Genomic DNA, 16,433 nt, shown 5'->3' with positions numbered 1-16,433 from the left:
ATATCTAGTCTTTAATGAAAAAAAAACATTCTTTTTTAACAAAAAACATAATTATAGCCTCTGATCACGCAGGATTTGAGTTAAAAGAATTAATTACAAAAAAATTAGAAAATTTTGGTCTTAATATTTTAGATCTTGGCGTTGATAATAAAAATGTTTCGGTTGACTACCCAACTTATGCAAAAAAACTATCTAAAAAAATTAATTCTAAAAATATGGGTATTTTAATTTGTGGCTCTGGAATTGGAATGTCCATTGCTTCTAACCGATTTAAGAACGTTAGATCTGCCTTGGTTAACTCTTCTACCTTATCTAAACTCTCAAGAAAGCACAACAACGCCAATATTATTTGTCTTGCAGCAAGGTTTGTGTCTAAAAAGGTGGCAATCCAATGTATTTTGTCTTTTTTAACTACCAAATTTGAGGCTGGTAGACATTTACGAAGAGTCAAGTTACTTAGTTAATTATGTCAAAAAATAATTCTAGGATAAATAAATTTTTTAAATCAAGTGTAAAAGAATCTGACCCAGATTTGCATTCCTCTATTGTTAAAGAGCTTGATAGGCAAAGATCTCACTTGGAGTTAATTGCATCAGAAAATATTGTATCTAAAGCTATACTAGATGTTCAAGGGTCAGTATTAACCAATAAATACGCAGAAGGTTATCCAGGAAAGAGATATTATGGCGGTTGTGAATTCGTTGATATTGCTGAGGACTTAGCTATTGAAAGAGTAACAAAATTATTTAATGTAAAATTTGCAAATGTTCAGCCACATTCTGGAGCTCAAGCGAATGGTGCTGTTTTTTTAGCCTTACTTAATCCAGGCGATACTATTTTAGGGATGGGTATTGATCAAGGTGGCCACTTAACTCATGGAGCTCCTCCAGCACAATCTGGAAAATGGTTTAACGCAATTTCTTATGGAGTTACCAAAGAAACAGGCTTGATTGATTATAATTCTGTTTTGTCTTTAGCTAAAAAACATAAACCAAAATTAATTATTGCAGGTGGTAGCGCGTATTCAAGAATAATTAATTTTAAAAAATTTAGAGAAGCCGCTGATGAAGTTGGTGCTAAGTTATTGGTAGACATGGCTCACTTTTCTGGGCTCGTTGCTGGCCAAGTATATCCCAACCCATGTGATTTTGCAGATGTCGTAACTTCTACCACGCACAAAGTATTACGAGGACCAAGGGGCGGTATCATTTTGACTAACAGTGAAGAGCTTGCAAAAAAATTTAATTCAGCGGTATTTCCAGGTTTACAAGGTGGGCCTTTAATGCACGTTATCGCAGCTAAGGCTGTTTGTTTTAAAGAAGCTTTATCTGACGATTTTAAATTATACGCTAAAGATGTTGTTGAGAACGCCAGGATATTATCAAAAACACTTAGTGACTTGGGCCTAACTATTTTTTCTGGCGGTACAGACACACATTTAGTTTTGGTTGATTTGAGACCATTTGGTCTTACAGGAAAAGAGGCTGAAATATCATTAGGTAGGGCTCACTTAACTTGTAATAAAAATGGAATACCTTTTGATGAACAAAAACCTTGGATCACCTCCGGTATTAGATTGGGAACACCCGCTTGTACAACTAGAGGGCTTGGTTTAGCTGAATTTAAGTTAATCGGAGAATACATTAATGAAGTTTTGCAAGGACTTAAAAATAACAAAGATGACAACAGCGTTGTTGAAAAAGATGTTGCACAAAAAGTAAAAGATCTTTGTAATAACTTTCCAATTTATTAAAAATTATGATTTGCCCATTTTGTAAAGATAAAGATACCTCTGTAATTGATTCTAGAGCTACAGAAGATGGAACGGCCATTAGAAGAAGAAGAGTGAGCGCTTGTTGCAATCAAAGATTTACAACATTCGAAAGAGTTCAATTTAGAGAAATTACAATTATAAAAAAAAATGGGAGAAAGTCTCCTTTTGATAGAGATAAATTAACTCGTTCAGTGATGATTTCTTTGAGAAAAAGACCTGTTGATGTTGATACTATAGAAAAATTTGTTTCCAAAATTTATAGAAATTTAGAAGACTTGGGTCAAAATGAAGTTCTCTCAACAACTATAGGAAAGTTTGTGATGGATGGATTAAAAGAAATAGATCCAGTTGCTTACATAAGATTTGCATCCGTTTATACAAATTTTAAGGAAGTGAAGGATTTTGAAGAATTTGTGGACAAATTGGATGTCCCAAAAAAAAAATAATTTTTATCAAAAATATTTTTCTGAGCTTGCTTTGAGCTTAGCAAGAATAAATAAATTTATAACAAAAGAGAATCCCTCAGTTGGATGTGTAGTTACAGATTTTAATAATAATATCTTATCTTCTGGTGTCACCTCTAAGAATGGAAGACCACACGCTGAAAATAACGCCTTAATTAAATTAAATAAAAAAATTACAAAAAAAATATTTGTTACTCTAGAGCCCTGCAATCATTATGGAAAGACACCCCCATGCACAAAAAAAATTGTAAATTTTAATGTTAAACAGTTGCACTGCAATCAAATCGACAAAAACCCAGCTGTTAATGGCTCTGGTTTAAAATTTTTAAAAGAAAATAAAATTAAAATCAAAGAAAGTAATATAAATAAAAATTTTTACAGCAACTACAATTACTCTGTAAAAAACAAACTGCCTTATGTTACTGCAAAACTTGCTATAACAAAAAATTTTTCAACAGTTGTATCGGGGAAAAAATATTTTACAAATTCCAAGTCTTTAAAATTTGCACATTTACTCAGATACATGAACGACTCAATTTTAATAGGTCAAAAAACTCTTTTAAAAGATTACCCTAAACTAAATTGTAGAATAGAGGGCCTTAGTCAGCATTCCCCTAAAATTTTTTTTATAAATAGAAATTTAAATTTTAATAAAAAGCACCTTTTGCTGTACCCAAGAAGCACTGTTGTTTTTCACTCTAGTAAAGATTCTAAAAAAATATCTAAATATAAAAAATATTTTTTTCTTGAAAAAATTGAAGATAATACTGGAAACTTTTCTCCTGAAGAAATATTAAAACGAATTTATAAACACAAATGCAGAAGGCTTCTCATAGAAGGTGGAAGTGAAACTGTTAATATTTTCGCAAAAAATAAGTATGTTAATAAATTTTTCTTCATTCAATCTGAACATAATAGCAAGACAAAGGACCCTCAAACTGTCAATATGGTGCGGTCATTGTGTGGTAACAATTTTAACAGATATAATGTAAAAATAAATTTAAATAATAATAAGCTTTTTAAGATTTAAATGTTTACTGGTATTATAAAAAATAAAGGTAAAGTTTTATCCATAGTCAAAAAAGATAAAGGGTATGAGTTTAAAATTAGCTCTAATCTAGTTTTTTCTAAAAAAAATATAGGCACCTCAATATCAATAAATGGAGCTTGTCTAACATTAACCAAATTCTTAAATAAAAATTTATTTTTTTTTATTTCCTATTCAACTTTTCAAATTACTAATTTTAAATATTTAAAAAAGAATTCTACTGTAAATCTTGAGAAATCATTAAAATTTGGAGATGAAATTGCTGGTCACTTTGTTCAAGGTCATATTGATACAGTAGGTAAAATTATTTCTTTAAAAAAACTAGCAAAGACTTGGACATTTTTAATAAAAGTTGAGTCTAAATTTTCACACTTATTAGTAGACAAGGGGTCTATTACTATCGATGGTATTTCATTAACAATAGTCAAATCACTTAAGAATCAATTTACCTTAGTTGTTATACCTCACACTCTAAAATTAACGAATATAATATCGCTAAAGACGGGGGATGTTGTTAATGTGGAATTTGATATTGTGATTAAATATTTGTCAAAAATTAATAAGAAAAAATGAAAAAAAACTTTAAATTTGCAAAAATTGAAACTATTATTTCGGAAGCTAAAAAAGGGAAAATTTTTATTTTAGTTGATGATGAAAATAGAGAAAATGAAGGTGACTTAGTTTTCGTAGCTAAAAAAGCAACCCCTGAAAAAGTAAATTTTATGGCAAAGCACGGAAGAGGGTTAATTTGTTTAGCGCTCGATAAAAAAAAATCAGATGAATTAAGTTTAGAGCTAATGCCAAGCTCAAACCAGTCTCGTTTAAAAACTGCTTTTACTATTAGTATTGAAGCAAGGAAAGGTGTTACTACTGGAATTTCAACATTCGATAGGTGTAAAACTATTTTAACAGCAATAAAAAAAAACTCTTCAAAAAAAGATATAGCCACACCAGGACATGTCTTCCCACTGGTTGCAAGAAATGGCGGGTCATTAGTTAGGGCAGGGCATACAGAGGCCTCTATTGATATAGCTAAATTGGCCAAGACACACCCTTCAGCCGTAATATGTGAAATAATGAATGAAGATGGCTCTATGGCTAAAAGAGATCAGTTATTTAGTTATGCCAAGAAACATAAGCTCAAAATTGCAAAAATAGAAGACTTGATTTCCTACCGATTAAAAAAAGAAACTCTTGTAAGTTTAAAGGAAAACAAGCTCTTTAATATAAAAGATAAAAAATATACCTTAAAAACATTTGTTAACAAAATAGATAATCTAGAGCATTTTGCTATTATAAAAGGGCCTATCAGTGATAAAAATATTCCAAAGGTTAGAGTTGTTACTTCCAATTCTATCGATATTCTTTTAAACAAAAGTATTAATGCAAAAGTTAAAAAAACATTGGACTACTTTAGTCGCTCAACATCTAGCTGCATATTATTAGTAATGAAACAAAGTGAAACCTTAGACACACCCAAGGTTATTTCTTCAAAGGATCTATTAAAAAAACCTATTAACGGCAATGCGTTAAGGTATTATGGTTTAGGTGCTCAAATTTTAAAAAAATTAAAAGTTAAAAAAATGATTTTAGTCTCAAGTGCCAAGAAAAAATTAGTTGCCCTAGATGGTTTTGATATTAAAATTGTTAAGCAGGAAATAATTAAATGAAAAAAAAAGGCTTAGTAGTTGTTTCTAATTATTACGAAAATATTTCAGATAATCTGTTAAAGTATTGCTTGAAGACACTAAGCAGAAACAAATTAGAAGCGGATATTAAGATTGTATCTGGTGCGTTAGAAATACCAACTTTAATTTCTTGCAATATAAAAAAAAAATATAAATTTTTCATTGCTTTGGGCTGTATTATAAAAGGCAAAACTCCTCATTTTGACTTTATTGCATCGGCTATTACAAAATCTTTGCTAGATCTTTCCATTGAACATAAAGTTCCTATTACTAATGGAATTATTACTTCCTTGACTCGAACGCAGGCCATCGAAAGAAGTTCTAAAAATAAAAATAAAGGTCAAGAAGCCGCTAATGCAGCAATCTCTTTATTAAAGCATATTTAGATGAAAGGAAGTTCAAGGCTAATTGTTATTCAAAAAATTTATGAAAAAATTAGCGATTCTAGTCACGAAATTAAATTTCCAAAAAGCTCCTATATTAGAACTGTTAAAAAAGTGTTTAATGGTTTTTTTGAAAAAGAAGCTGACCTGGATCAAATCTTGTCCAAAAACTTATCTTCAAATATAAGCTTTAAAAATCTGGATATGATTCTTAAAATAATATTAAAAGCTGCTATATTCGAAGTGCTTTATATGCCCAAAATACCTTTTAAGGTTGTTGTTGATGAATATCTTGCTGTTACTGAGATGTATTACGATTCAAGTCAAAAAGGCCTAGTAAACGCTGTTTTAGATTCTGTTTTTAAGTCAGAACACGTGTAGATTTCGCCTCAAAAGCAATCCTTTTCCTTAACTTTGTGTTGATTTTACTAGCGAATTTTGGCATGTATCGTTTTTTCAAAACTAACAAAATAAAGGAATTTAAATATGTTAAGTCCAAGTCTAATTTTAAACTTAGTGATCGTTTGCGGAGTAATCTCAGTTCTTTACGGATTTATTTCTAGTAAACAAATTTTAAGTGCTAGCCCAGGAAATGCTAAGATGCAGGAAATTGCATCGGCAATTCAAATTGGTGCTAAGGCATATTTAGACAGGCAATATAAAACAATTGCAATTGTTGGTTTTGCAGTTTTGATTTTAATTATTTTGCTTTTTACTCCTTGGGTTGGATTAGGTTATTTAATTGGAGCAACTTTATCTGGAATAGCAGGTTATGTTGGTATGTTAATTTCTGTTCAAGCTAATGTTCGTACTGCAGAAGCATCTAGAAAAGGTTTAGCACAAGGTTTGCATGTTGCTTTTAAATCTGGAGCTGTGACTGGAATGTTGGTTGCAGGACTAGCTCTTTTATCTATTGCAGTTTATTATTATATTTTACTTGAGTTTAAAGTTGAAGAAAGAGAAATTGTTAATGCTCTTGTTGCTTTAGGTTTCGGAGCTTCTTTGATTTCTATTTTTGCAAGATTGGGTGGGGGAATATTTACCAAAGGAGCCGATGTTGGTGCTGACTTAGTTGGAAAAGTTGAAGCTGGTATTCCTGAAGACGATCCTAGAAACCCTGCTGTTATAGCTGACAATGTAGGCGATAACGTAGGTGATTGCGCTGGTATGGCTGCTGATTTATTTGAAACTTATGCTGTTACTATTGTAGCTACTATGGTTTTAGCTTCTATATTTTTTAATGGAGACATGAACATGATGATTTATCCATTGAGTATAGGTGGAGCATGTATTTTGACTTCTATCTTAGGAACTTTCTTTGTGAAGCTTGGTAAGAGCAAAAATGTCATGAATGCTTTGTACAAAGGGTTTGTAGTCTCAGCGGTTTCTTCGTTAGCAATTTTATATCCAGTTACAGATTATGTGATTGGCTTTACAAACGAATATACTGTTAATGGTAAAACTTTTAACGGTATGAGCTTGTATTATTGTGGAATAATTGGTTTAGTTATTACTGGCTTATTAATTTGGATTACTGAGTATTACACTGGAACTGAATACAAGCCAGTTAGAAGTATCGCCAAATCTTCTACTACAGGGCACGGAACAAATGTTATTCAAGGCCTTGCTGTTTCAATGGAAGCAACAGCTATACCGGCTTTAATTATTGTTGCTGGAATTCTTGCTACCAACTCAATTGCAGGACTTTATGGAATTGCCATATCGGTTACAACAATGCTAGCTTTGGCTGGAATGGTTGTTGCTCTTGATGCTTACGGACCAGTTACTGATAATGCTGGTGGAATTGCAGAGATGGCTAAGTTACCAAAAAACGTTAGAAAAACTACTGATGCATTAGATGCTGTGGGTAATACAACTAAAGCTGTTACAAAAGGATATGCAATTGGTTCTGCTGGCCTAGGAGCTTTAGTTTTATTTGCTGCGTACGTTGAAGACATTAAACATTTCTCAGGGGTTGCAGGATCAAAACTTGAAGGAATAGTTGTTACTTTTGATTTATCTAACCCTTATGTTGTTGTTGGTTTGTTAATTGGTGGAATGCTCCCTTATTTATTTGGATCAATGGGTATGCAAGCGGTTGGTAGAGCAGGAGGAGCAGTTGTGGTGGAAGTTAGAAGACAATTTAAAAAATTTCCAGGCATTATGAAGCGAACACAAAAACCAGACTATGCAAAATTAGTTGACCTGTTAACCGTTGCTGCCATTAGAGAAATGATAATCCCTTCTTTATTGCCGGTTCTTTCACCGATTGTTTTATATTTTGTAATCTTATTTATCGGTGGTCAAGTTGCGGCTTTAGCTTCAGTTGGTGCAATGTTACTTGGAGTAATTATTACAGGGTTGTTTGTAGCTGTTTCTATGACTGCAGGAGGTGGCGCATGGGACAATGCAAAGAAATATATTGAAGATGGTAATCATGGTGGAAAAGGTTCAGAAGCGCACAAAGCTGCTGTGACTGGTGATACCGTTGGTGATCCATATAAAGATACAGCTGGACCTGCAGTTAATCCAATGATTAAAATAACTAATATTGTTGCATTACTTTTGTTAGCAATAATTGCAGGATAATTATTTTTTATTTGGTAATTGTATCAAGTTTATTTTGAGCTCTCTTTCTTATACTAGAAAATATTCTTTTTGAGAAGGAGTTGTTCAATCCTGAGGATACTGTGCTGGCCTCATCAAATTTAATTTTATTAAAATCATTCTTATTTAATATTTTTTTGCTTTTTAATACCCCCCTGCTGTCAAATTCTAAAATTAACAAGGTGTTTCTTATAATCTTTTTTTTACCAAACTTCTTTTGCTCTACTGTTTCAATATAAGCCCATATGTTTTCATTTGGCTGTTCCTTTAGTATGGTCTGACCAATTGATTGCACTACGTCATTTTTATTAGTAGCTCCAACAAGCATTAAGCTCGTACGTTTCTCTAAATTAAGTATTCCATTATTTTTTATAACAGGCTTGTAGCTACATGATAAAACAGTAGAAATACAAAATGTTATAAGTGTTATTTTTTTCAAAAAATTTAAGGTTTTTGTCATATTATGATGAGGTTTTAATCATAAAAAAAAGATTTATGCATCCTATTATTATATTGATTAATATGATCATATTGGTATTAAAATAAGCAATATTAACTTTTTTAAAAAATTATTATGGCTGTACCTAAGCAGAAGACATCAAAATCCAAGAAGGGCATGAGAAGATCTCACAGATCTGCTGTTTTTAAAAATATTGTTGAAGACAAAAAAAGCGGTGAATACAGGTTGTCGCATCATGTTGATGCTAAAACTGGAATGTATAACGGCAAGCAAATTTTTAAGCCTAAAATTTAATAAATAATTATATGAGTAGTTTTAACTACACTATTGCTATTGATGCAATGGGTGGAGAAAATTCTCCTGGCAAGGTTATAGAGGGTTTAAGTCTCTTTTTAAAAGAGGACAAGGAAGTATTTTTTAATATTTTTGGAAAAGAAACTTCGATCGTTAAGGAAATAAGCCAATATAAAAATATATTACCCCAAAATTATAAAATAATTAATTGCGAAAGTCAGATAGAGGATAAAAATTCCGTACGAGATGCAATTAAGGTTGGTAAAGACAGTAGTATGTGGAAAGCAATAGAAAGCGTTAAAAATAAAGAATCTCACTTGATTATATCCTCTGGAAACACTGGAGCCTTGCTTGTTATCTCAAAACTTTTAATTAAAATGATGGATGGCATTGACAAGCCAGCCATAGCAGGTTTGTGGCCAAATTTTAAAGGTGTAAGTGTTGTTATGGATCTTGGAGCTAATATAGAATTTAATGAAAAAAATTATGTTGAGTTTTCTAAAATTGGGGCTGAACTTTATCGCTCTATCTTTGATAAAAAAGATCCTACAGTCGCTTTATTGAACGTAGGTTCAGAAGAAATAAAAGGTCATGAAGAATTAAAAAATGCCTTCAATGCATTATCCAAGAACAAAAACAATTTTAATTTTAGTGGCTATATAGAAGGCAATCACATTAAAGATGGTGATGTTGACGTTATTATTACAGATGGTTTTTCAGGAAATATTGCTTTAAAAACAGCCGAAGGTACAGTTAATTTTATTACCACAGAAATTAAAAAAATATTTTCAAACTCTTTTTTTGGTAAAGTCTGCTATCTTTTTAGCTTTCCTTTATTTAAAAAGGTAAAACAATCTCTAGATCCAAGAAAATACAATGGTGGTATTTTTTTAGGGTTAAATGCTCCTGTAATCAAAAGTCATGGTTCAGCAGATAGTCTAGCTTTTTTTTATTCTATTAAATTATCGGTTAAAATTTTAAGAGGCGGTCTTGTAAAAAGAATTAAAAGCAATTTTGAAAATGAATAAAGTTAACAATAAGCTTTATTTTTATGAAAATTACTTCCAATCTTTAAATAATTTATTAACTTTCAAGAATCTACCTCAGTCAATAATTTTTTCAGGCCAGGGTGGTTTAGGTAAAAAAACTTTTTTATTACATTTTTTTGCATTTCATCTGTTAAATAGTTTTGAAAAAAAAACATATTTAAAGGATTTTATTATTAATGATCAAGAAATTTTAAAAAGATTACGCAATAATGAATATGCAAATTTTAAAATTGTTGAAAAAAAAGAAAAAAACTCATCTATACAAATAGACCAAATTAGAGAACTAATTAATTTTTGTTCTTATAAAGCCTCACTTTCCTCCCCAAGATTTATTTTAATTTCAAATATTGAAGATTTAAATTCTAGTGCTACAAATTCATTACTTAAGTTGCTAGAAGATCCACCCAAAAATACATATTTCTTTTTGATTAGAGATTCTCATGCCAAAATATATGAAACAATATTGTCAAGATGTCATAAGGTTAATATTAAAATGAATAAAAAAATATCTGATGAGCTTTTAACAAAACTATTAAGGGATTTTACCTTAACCTCATCTATTACGGTTAGGCATTTTGATGCTTATGATACGCCAGGCATGATAGTTAATAAAATTATTTACATTGAAGAAAATAATCTTACTGATATGAGTTCAGTAGAAATAGTAAAGTTTTGCTATGAAGATTACAAAAAAAATAAAGATTTAAATGCACTTAACTTCGGTAATCAAATAGTAAAAAAATTATTTTTAGAAAAATTCAATAATAATTATTCAAAATATAAAAAATTATATACACTATTTGAAAAACGGTCTGAAGAATTGATAGATTTTAATTCTAACATAGATACAACTTATGAAATTGTTAAAAAATTAAGTTGATGAAAAAAAAGTATTATATTACGACTCCAATTTACTATCCATCAGCTAAGCCTCATATGGGCCATGCGTATTCAAGCATTTCTGCTGATTTTATAGCTAGATACAAAAGGCTCGAAGGGTATGATGTGAAATTTGTAACTGGAACTGATGAGCACGGTCAAAAAATACAAAAATCTGCAGATAAAAGAAAATTATCACCCAATGTCTTTTGCAATGAAATTTCAAAAGTTTTTTTAGATCTTACAAAAACTTTGAATTTAAGTAACACTGACTTTATTAGAACTACTGAAGACCGGCATCACAAAACTGTTCAAAAACTATGGAAGATTTTAGAAGAAAAAAAATTTATCTATTTGTCAAAATATAGCGGCTGGTATTCAGTATCTGATGAAGCTTTTTATACAGAAAGTGAAATTATTGAAAAGGATAATATCAAATTGTCCGTAGCATCTGGCAGTGCAGTTGAGTGGGTTGAGGAGGAATCTTATTTTTTTAAATTATCACAATTTCAAAATCTTTTGATTAAACATTATGAAGATAATCCTGAATTTATTCAACCATCATCAAGAAGAAATGAGGTAATGAGCTTTGTAAAAGGTGGCTTAAACGATCTGTCTATTTCCAGAAATTCTTTTAAATGGGGGATCTCCGTCCCCAATTCGAAAGATCATATTATTTATGTATGGTTAGACGCTCTTACAAATTATCTTACAGCTACAAACTATTTTGACGAGAACTCATCTTGGCCTGCGGATGTTCATATCATAGGAAAAGATATTTTAAGATTTCATGCCGTATACTGGCCTGCATTCTTGCTTGCAGCTGAAATACCTTTACCTAAAACAATATTTGGACACGGTTGGATTTTGTCTGGTGATGAGAAAATGTCAAAATCTAAAGGTAATATCTTAGACCCCATTGAAGTAGTGAATGAATTTGGTTTAGATGAAATTAGGTACTATCTAATGAAAGAAGTTATGTATGGTTTAGATGGAAATATTAATATTGATAATCTAAAAAATTGCATAAATAGTGATCTTGCTAACAATATTGGAAATCTTAGCCAAAGAATTTTTGTACTTATTAATAAATATTTTTCATGCAAAGTACCAGACCCAAAGCCTTTATTAAAAGATGACCAAAAGTTTATGGATTGTCCGGTGGAGGGATTGAGAAAATCTATGGATAGTTTTGAGATTCATAACTATATAAGAGAAGTAATTTCTTATTCATCTAAAATTAATAAATTTGTAAATGATGAAGAGCCATGGACTAAAGCGAAAAATTCTGATCCTAGGGTAGGGACTATTTTATATATTGCCCTTAATGCATTGAAGAATATATTTATTCTTTTGCATCCAGTAATGCCTTCAAAATCTGAATATTATTTATCTTGTTTAAATGTAGACACCAAAAATATATCCCTTGAATTAATAAATAAAAATTTACCCATTAATGTAGAATTGAAAATGCCAGGATTAATGTTTAAAAAATATATATAATGTTTATTGATTCACATTGTCACCTTAGTTATGAGCCTTTGGTTAGCAATATTTCTAAAGTTGTAGAAGATTGTGAAAAATTATCTGTGACTAAATTGCTAACTATTGGTACTAATATCCAATCTTCTGCCAAATGCATTGAAATATCCAAAGAGTATAAAAATATTTACTCTAGTGTAGGTATTCATCCAGTCGAGGCACACATTGAAAGTGACAAAAAAGATCAGGTGCAAAAACTTTACCAATCATCAGACAAAAATATTGGTTATGGAGAGACAGGTCTTGATTTTTATTATTCTACTGAAGAAAAAAAGTGTCAAATTGATTTATTTCTAACTCATATTAAGTTTGCAGTCGAAGACAATTCTACTGTCATTGTTCATACTAGAAATGCGGAAGACGAAACTTTGAGTATTCTTAAAGAGCATACAAAAAATTCTAATCTAAGGGTTTTGATACATTGCTTTACCGGATCAATGAAATTTGCAAAATCTTTATTAGATATTGGTTGCTACATATCATTTAGCGGAATTATAACTTTCAAAAATACTATCGAAATTCAAGAAGTTGCAAAATACACTCCTATAGATAGAGTTCTGATAGAAACTGACTCGCCTTATTTATCGCCACACCCTCTAAGGGGTAAAAAGAATTATCCCCAAAATGTTATTTTAGTGGCAAAGAGATTGTCTGAATTGAAAAAGATAGAAATTTCAGAAATAGGAAAGAATACGTCGGCTAATTTTTTAAAAGTTTTTAATTTATAAAAAATGAATATTGCAATTTTACTGCCTTTAAAAGAAAAATATACCAAAGTAGGAGGTGGGGCAGTTTCCATTCTGGTGAATACTCATTTACCAAAATCAAAATATAAAAAAACTACCCATGTATATGGCTCTAAAGTTAACAAGCCCTTAGACACAAAAAATTTTAAGCCTTTAGACTCTAACAAAAATTTTTTTAGCAACTCTTCCTATGTAAGTTCATTCCAAAAAAAAATTTTTCCTAAAACTGATATTATTGAACTGCACAATCGACCAAAGTATTTTTTTTATCTTAAAAAAAAATTTCCAGATAAAAAGTTTGTACTTTTCTTTCATAATAATCCACTTGACCTTAAAGGATCTGCAAAACTTTCTGATCGGAAGTTTTTGTATGAAAACGTTGATAGTCTAGTTTTTTTAAGTGTGTGGATGAAAGATCAATTTTTTAGAGATTTGAAAATAACTGACACAAAAAAAATAAATATTTTTTATCCAGGTGTATCAACAGTAAAAAAATTTCCAGCTAAAAAAAATATAATTTTATTTGTTGGTAAGTTAAATCGTACAAAAGGGTATGACATTTATACTGATGCAGTTTCAAGGTTTCTTAAAAATCATAAAACATGGAAAGGAATAGCTGTTGGATCTGAACCGAGAAGAAATATACAAAAAAGTAAAGATATAGTTGAGCTTGGTGAAATTTCTAACAAAGAAGCCTTACAACTTATCTCAGAATCTAAAATCACTATTGCCTGCTCAAGTTGGGATGAGCCCCTAGGTCGTCTTCCAATAGAATCTGCCTCTAGAGGATCCTTTCCAATAGTTTCTAATAGGGGTGGCCTGGTTGAAACCTTAACAGAAGGTTTTTCAATATTAAAAAACAACAACTCCGATGAATTGTTAAAAAAAATAACTTTTCTTGCAAAGAATCCCAAGAAATTGATTTCAATGCAAAAAAATATTTTCAAAAAATTTAATTATTCCTTAGAAAAAACCTCTAAAAAAATTGATAATATACGGGATTCTCTTTTTGAAAAAAAAGTAGCTGTAAATGCAAAAAACCTAAAAATATTACACATTGCTAGCTTCAACCAATCATCCAACGGTAATTTATACTATTCTACAGCTAATAAATTTAATATTGGATTTACCAAGCTTGGTCATTTTGTTCATACTATTGATGATAAATTTTTTTTAAAATCAAATATTGGAAACAGTATTTACTCCCTTAATGAAAAAATAATTAAGAATGTCGCAAATTTTGCACCTGACCTAATGATTTTAGGACATACTAATAAAATTAATAGAGCAACTTTAAAAAAAATTAAAATCTTACTGCCAAAGTTAAGAATTTGTAGATGGTATATTGACTCTATTTCTCCAGAGTTCTTTGAAAATAATTCAAAAATTTTGCTCAATAATATTAATTATATAGACAAGATTTTTATTACATCTTTACCAAGTAAAATTCTTTCTAAATTCAAGAATAAATTTTATTTTATTCCAAATCCTGTTGATTCCTCAATAGAGAATAATAAAAACTTTTCAAATAACAACCTTCCATATGATCTTTTTTTTTCTTTAAGCCATGGACAACATAGAGGCGTTTTGAAATCAGGTAAAACCGATGAGCGTGATAACTTTATTAATTCTTTACATTCCTCGTTGCACCAAATAAAAAAATATTTTATTTCAAGTAATTTTAATTCTCCAAAGTGGGGATCAGATTTTTTTCACTATTTGAGCAATTCAAGAATGGGTTTAAATATGAGTAGAGGACAATATCAAAAATTATATTCAAGTGATCGTATAGCCTCATTAATAGGTAATGGGCTTTTAACTTTTATGGATCAAAAAACTAATTATAATAAATTTTTTACCAATAAAGAAATAATCTTTTATAAAAATAAAAATGACCTCATAAACAAAATTATTTTTTTTAAAAAGAATGATCATTTGGCAAAAAAGTATGCTAAAAGTGCACATCAGAAATATCACAAATACTTTAATTCTAAAGAAGTCTGCTCTTACATTCTTTCAAAGTGTAATTTAATTAAGCGAAAAAAATTTTATTGGATATAAAAAAAACAATACACTCTTAATGTATTAGTCTCTAAGATTCGATTTGTGTTTGCTAGTTCGTGTTAATCGTTTAACTTATTTAATGCATTATTTTTGAAAAGATTCGAATCTTTTATATACCTTCTCACCATTTCAGTAGATTTGTGACCTGTCATTGCCATAATACTTCGTTCATCAGCTCCGTGAGATGCAGTTGATGTTGCAAATCCTGATCTTAAGCTGTGTCCTGAGTAGAGCCGGCTATCCAATCCAATGATATTTAAGTATTTCTTTAAAATTAAAGATACGGTTTTGTCAGAGTAGGGGAATATAAGGTCATTATTGTTTGTTCTAGCGCTCAACCAATCTTGAAGAGCTATAATTGCACAGTATTTTTTGTTATTAAAATAAGGTATTGCCTTGATCATTCCTTCTCCATACTGGTCACCTTTAGACCTTCGTAAGCTTATTTTTAAACCTTCCTCTACAAATTCAAGATCGTTTTTTTTTAAATTCACAATTTCGGATCTCCTGAAACCTCCGGAAAATCCTATTAATATTATCGCTTTATCTCTCGTAGAACGTACATATTTTTGTATTTTATAATAATCTATAACATCAATTATCTTATGTAAATTATTGATTAATAATGGTTTTTTACCATTTTGATATATACCTATTTTTCGTTTTATACCTTCTAAGTTATCCTTTATTAAGGGGTTTTTGGTATCAATATGAAAACCTTTTAAACTGTGTATTACGTTAATTGAGGCTAATCTTCTTTTTAATGTGCTATATTTATTAGATTTTGACAGATGTGTCATATACAAAGAAACTGCTTTAATATGCGTTGGTAGATAGGGTAAATTTAGATCTGAGCAAAAGTTTTTAAAATCTGAAAAATCAGATCTGTATGCTCTTAATGTATTTAGAGATTTAGACGATCCTAGATTAAGGTTGGTTTCTTTTTCTAATTCATTTAATTTATTAATTATATTGCTCATATTAAATATTTCCGATAACCATTAATTATCGGAAGTAATATATCAAGCAAATTAACTTGTCAATACTATAAATTCCACTTATAAAATTTAATTTTAAAGGGCTATATCTAGATAGTTATATAAAATTATAATGAAAAATTCCAAAGGTACGAAATTTGAAATCAAAGTTTGGAATTGTCTAAAAAAAATACCAAAAGGAAAGTTGAGGACATATTCACAAGTTGCGATAGCTATAAATAAACCCCTTGCAGTTAGAGCGGTTGCAAATGCTATCGGTAAAAATCCTTTTCCTCCAATAATACCGTGCCATAGAGTTGTTAGGTCAGACGGTAGTCTTGGTGGCTATTCTGGTAAAGGAGGTACAACAACTAAAAAGATATTATTAAAAAAAGAAAAAATTGTTTTAAATCAATTGCTTAAATACATTATTTAATTAAATAAATTGTAATTAGTAA

At 29.9% G+C, this 16,433-nt stretch carries 18 protein-coding genes; 16 read left to right on the top strand and 2 right to left on the bottom strand.

From position 1 onward, the window contains the following. Window positions 1-14 precede the first annotated feature (14 nt). The 9 genes from rpiB (at window position 15) to SAR11G3_RS05420 (ending at window position 7,946) form a co-directional block, all read left to right on the top strand. Entirely contained in the window at window positions 15-464 is a 450-nt protein-coding gene (gene rpiB, locus SAR11G3_RS05460) for a ribose 5-phosphate isomerase B (protein ID WP_013695799.1), read from the top strand. A 2-nt stretch (window positions 465-466) separates the two neighbouring features. Next, window positions 467-1,753 (top strand): serine hydroxymethyltransferase, encoded by a 1,287-nt coding sequence (glyA, locus tag SAR11G3_RS05455; protein ID WP_013695798.1) that lies wholly within the window; start codon window positions 467-469, stop codon window positions 1,751-1,753. Window positions 1,754-1,758: 5 nt separating this feature from the next. Continuing rightward, entirely contained in the window at window positions 1,759-2,220 is a 462-nt protein-coding gene (nrdR, locus tag SAR11G3_RS05450) for a transcriptional regulator NrdR (RefSeq protein ID WP_013695797.1), read from the top strand. Then, window positions 2,201-3,268 carry a bifunctional diaminohydroxyphosphoribosylaminopyrimidine deaminase/5-amino-6-(5-phosphoribosylamino)uracil reductase RibD gene (gene ribD / locus SAR11G3_RS05445; RefSeq protein ID WP_013695796.1) on the top strand — a complete coding sequence of 356 codons (1,068 nt, stop codon included), beginning with the start codon at window positions 2,201-2,203 and terminating at the stop codon, window positions 3,266-3,268. Before nrdR ends, ribD begins: the two co-directional genes overlap by 20 nt. Further along, window positions 3,269-3,859 (top strand): riboflavin synthase, encoded by a 591-nt coding sequence (locus SAR11G3_RS05440; RefSeq protein WP_013695795.1) that lies wholly within the window; start codon window positions 3,269-3,271, stop codon window positions 3,857-3,859. It abuts the gene before it with no gap. Continuing rightward, window positions 3,856-4,956 carry a 3,4-dihydroxy-2-butanone-4-phosphate synthase gene (gene ribB, locus SAR11G3_RS05435; RefSeq protein ID WP_013695794.1) on the top strand — a complete coding sequence of 367 codons (1,101 nt, stop codon included), beginning with the start codon at window positions 3,856-3,858 and terminating at the stop codon, window positions 4,954-4,956. Before SAR11G3_RS05440 ends, ribB begins: the two co-directional genes overlap by 4 nt. Further along, window positions 4,953-5,360, top strand: coding sequence for a 6,7-dimethyl-8-ribityllumazine synthase (ribH, locus tag SAR11G3_RS05430; protein ID WP_013695793.1), 408 nt, complete (start codon window positions 4,953-4,955; stop codon window positions 5,358-5,360). The genes ribB and ribH overlap by 4 nt, the downstream gene beginning before the upstream one ends. Next, window positions 5,361-5,738 carry a transcription antitermination protein NusB gene (locus SAR11G3_RS05425; RefSeq protein WP_013695792.1) on the top strand — a complete coding sequence of 126 codons (378 nt, stop codon included), beginning with the start codon at window positions 5,361-5,363 and terminating at the stop codon, window positions 5,736-5,738. Between the two features lie 105 nt (window positions 5,739-5,843). Continuing rightward, window positions 5,844-7,946 (top strand): sodium-translocating pyrophosphatase, encoded by a 2,103-nt coding sequence (locus SAR11G3_RS05420; RefSeq protein WP_013695791.1) that lies wholly within the window; start codon window positions 5,844-5,846, stop codon window positions 7,944-7,946. A 7-nt stretch (window positions 7,947-7,953) separates the two neighbouring features. On the opposite strand, the gene SAR11G3_RS05415 is transcribed toward SAR11G3_RS05420, so the two are convergent. Further along, window positions 7,954-8,424: a hypothetical protein gene (locus tag SAR11G3_RS05415; RefSeq protein ID WP_041862388.1), complete on the bottom strand. Its 471-nt coding sequence runs from the start codon at window positions 8,422-8,424 to the stop codon at window positions 7,954-7,956. A 114-nt stretch (window positions 8,425-8,538) separates the two neighbouring features. Between SAR11G3_RS05415 and rpmF the strand changes: the two genes are divergently transcribed. From rpmF to SAR11G3_RS05385, 6 genes are read left to right on the top strand one after another with little or no spacing between them, the layout of a single operon-like run. After that, entirely contained in the window at window positions 8,539-8,718 is a 180-nt protein-coding gene (gene rpmF, locus SAR11G3_RS05410) for a 50S ribosomal protein L32 (RefSeq protein WP_013695789.1), read from the top strand. 11 nt (window positions 8,719-8,729) lie between these two features. Next, the gene (plsX, locus tag SAR11G3_RS05405; RefSeq protein ID WP_013695788.1) at window positions 8,730-9,746 is read left to right on the top strand and encodes a phosphate acyltransferase PlsX; all 1,017 of its coding nucleotides are present in this window, start codon (window positions 8,730-8,732) and stop codon (window positions 9,744-9,746) included. Then, window positions 9,739-10,647, top strand: a complete 909-nt coding sequence (locus SAR11G3_RS05400; protein WP_013695787.1) for a DNA polymerase III subunit delta' — start codon at window positions 9,739-9,741, stop codon at window positions 10,645-10,647. Before plsX ends, SAR11G3_RS05400 begins: the two co-directional genes overlap by 8 nt. Then, window positions 10,647-12,149: a methionine--tRNA ligase gene (gene metG / locus SAR11G3_RS05395; RefSeq protein ID WP_041862386.1), complete on the top strand. Its 1,503-nt coding sequence runs from the start codon at window positions 10,647-10,649 to the stop codon at window positions 12,147-12,149. Before SAR11G3_RS05400 ends, metG begins: the two co-directional genes overlap by 1 nt. After that, the gene (locus tag SAR11G3_RS05390; protein WP_013695785.1) at window positions 12,149-12,916 is read left to right on the top strand and encodes a TatD family hydrolase; all 768 of its coding nucleotides are present in this window, start codon (window positions 12,149-12,151) and stop codon (window positions 12,914-12,916) included. Before metG ends, SAR11G3_RS05390 begins: the two co-directional genes overlap by 1 nt. Before the next feature lie 3 nt (window positions 12,917-12,919). Then, window positions 12,920-14,995, top strand: coding sequence for a glycosyltransferase family protein (locus tag SAR11G3_RS05385; RefSeq protein ID WP_013695784.1), 2,076 nt, complete (start codon window positions 12,920-12,922; stop codon window positions 14,993-14,995). 62 nt (window positions 14,996-15,057) lie between these two features. Here the strand turns inward: SAR11G3_RS05385 and SAR11G3_RS05380 are convergent, their stop codons facing one another. Beyond that, window positions 15,058-15,978: a site-specific integrase gene (locus SAR11G3_RS05380; RefSeq protein WP_013695783.1), complete on the bottom strand. Its 921-nt coding sequence runs from the start codon at window positions 15,976-15,978 to the stop codon at window positions 15,058-15,060. 130 nt (window positions 15,979-16,108) lie between these two features. On the opposite strand from SAR11G3_RS05380, the gene SAR11G3_RS05375 reads away from it, so the two are divergent. After that, the gene (locus SAR11G3_RS05375) at window positions 16,109-16,411 is read left to right on the top strand and encodes a methylated-DNA--[protein]-cysteine S-methyltransferase (RefSeq protein WP_013695782.1); all 303 of its coding nucleotides are present in this window, start codon (window positions 16,109-16,111) and stop codon (window positions 16,409-16,411) included. The last annotated feature ends 22 nt before the right edge of the window (window positions 16,412-16,433 follow it).

Origin of the sequence: Candidatus Pelagibacter sp. IMCC9063, assembly GCF_000195085.1 — a bacterium.
GTDB lineage: Bacteria > Pseudomonadota > Alphaproteobacteria > Pelagibacterales > Pelagibacteraceae > IMCC9063.
Note: the sequence above shows the minus strand (reverse complement) of the source record. Positions and strands in the feature narration are given on the sequence as shown.

Coding starts and splice junctions, on each gene's coding strand:
- rpiB (WP_013695799.1), top strand. CDS start 15: ATGAAAAAAAAACATTCTTTTTTAACAAAAAACATAATTATAGCCTCT.
- glyA (WP_013695798.1), top strand. CDS start 467: ATGTCAAAAAATAATTCTAGGATAAATAAATTTTTTAAATCAAGTGTA.
- nrdR (WP_013695797.1), top strand. CDS start 1,759: ATGATTTGCCCATTTTGTAAAGATAAAGATACCTCTGTAATTGATTCT.
- ribD (WP_013695796.1), top strand. CDS start 2,201: ATGTCCCAAAAAAAAAATAATTTTTATCAAAAATATTTTTCTGAGCTT.
- SAR11G3_RS05440 (WP_013695795.1), top strand. CDS start 3,269: ATGTTTACTGGTATTATAAAAAATAAAGGTAAAGTTTTATCCATAGTC.
- ribB (WP_013695794.1), top strand. CDS start 3,856: ATGAAAAAAAACTTTAAATTTGCAAAAATTGAAACTATTATTTCGGAA.
- ribH (WP_013695793.1), top strand. CDS start 4,953: ATGAAAAAAAAAGGCTTAGTAGTTGTTTCTAATTATTACGAAAATATT.
- SAR11G3_RS05425 (WP_013695792.1), top strand. CDS start 5,361: ATGAAAGGAAGTTCAAGGCTAATTGTTATTCAAAAAATTTATGAAAAA.
- SAR11G3_RS05420 (WP_013695791.1), top strand. CDS start 5,844: ATGTTAAGTCCAAGTCTAATTTTAAACTTAGTGATCGTTTGCGGAGTA.
- SAR11G3_RS05415 (WP_041862388.1), bottom strand. CDS start 8,424: ATGACAAAAACCTTAAATTTTTTGAAAAAAATAACACTTATAACATTT.
- rpmF (WP_013695789.1), top strand. CDS start 8,539: ATGGCTGTACCTAAGCAGAAGACATCAAAATCCAAGAAGGGCATGAGA.
- plsX (WP_013695788.1), top strand. CDS start 8,730: ATGAGTAGTTTTAACTACACTATTGCTATTGATGCAATGGGTGGAGAA.
- SAR11G3_RS05400 (WP_013695787.1), top strand. CDS start 9,739: ATGAATAAAGTTAACAATAAGCTTTATTTTTATGAAAATTACTTCCAA.
- metG (WP_041862386.1), top strand. CDS start 10,647: ATGAAAAAAAAGTATTATATTACGACTCCAATTTACTATCCATCAGCT.
- SAR11G3_RS05390 (WP_013695785.1), top strand. CDS start 12,149: ATGTTTATTGATTCACATTGTCACCTTAGTTATGAGCCTTTGGTTAGC.
- SAR11G3_RS05385 (WP_013695784.1), top strand. CDS start 12,920: ATGAATATTGCAATTTTACTGCCTTTAAAAGAAAAATATACCAAAGTA.
- SAR11G3_RS05380 (WP_013695783.1), bottom strand. CDS start 15,978: ATGAGCAATATAATTAATAAATTAAATGAATTAGAAAAAGAAACCAAC.
- SAR11G3_RS05375 (WP_013695782.1), top strand. CDS start 16,109: ATGAAAAATTCCAAAGGTACGAAATTTGAAATCAAAGTTTGGAATTGT.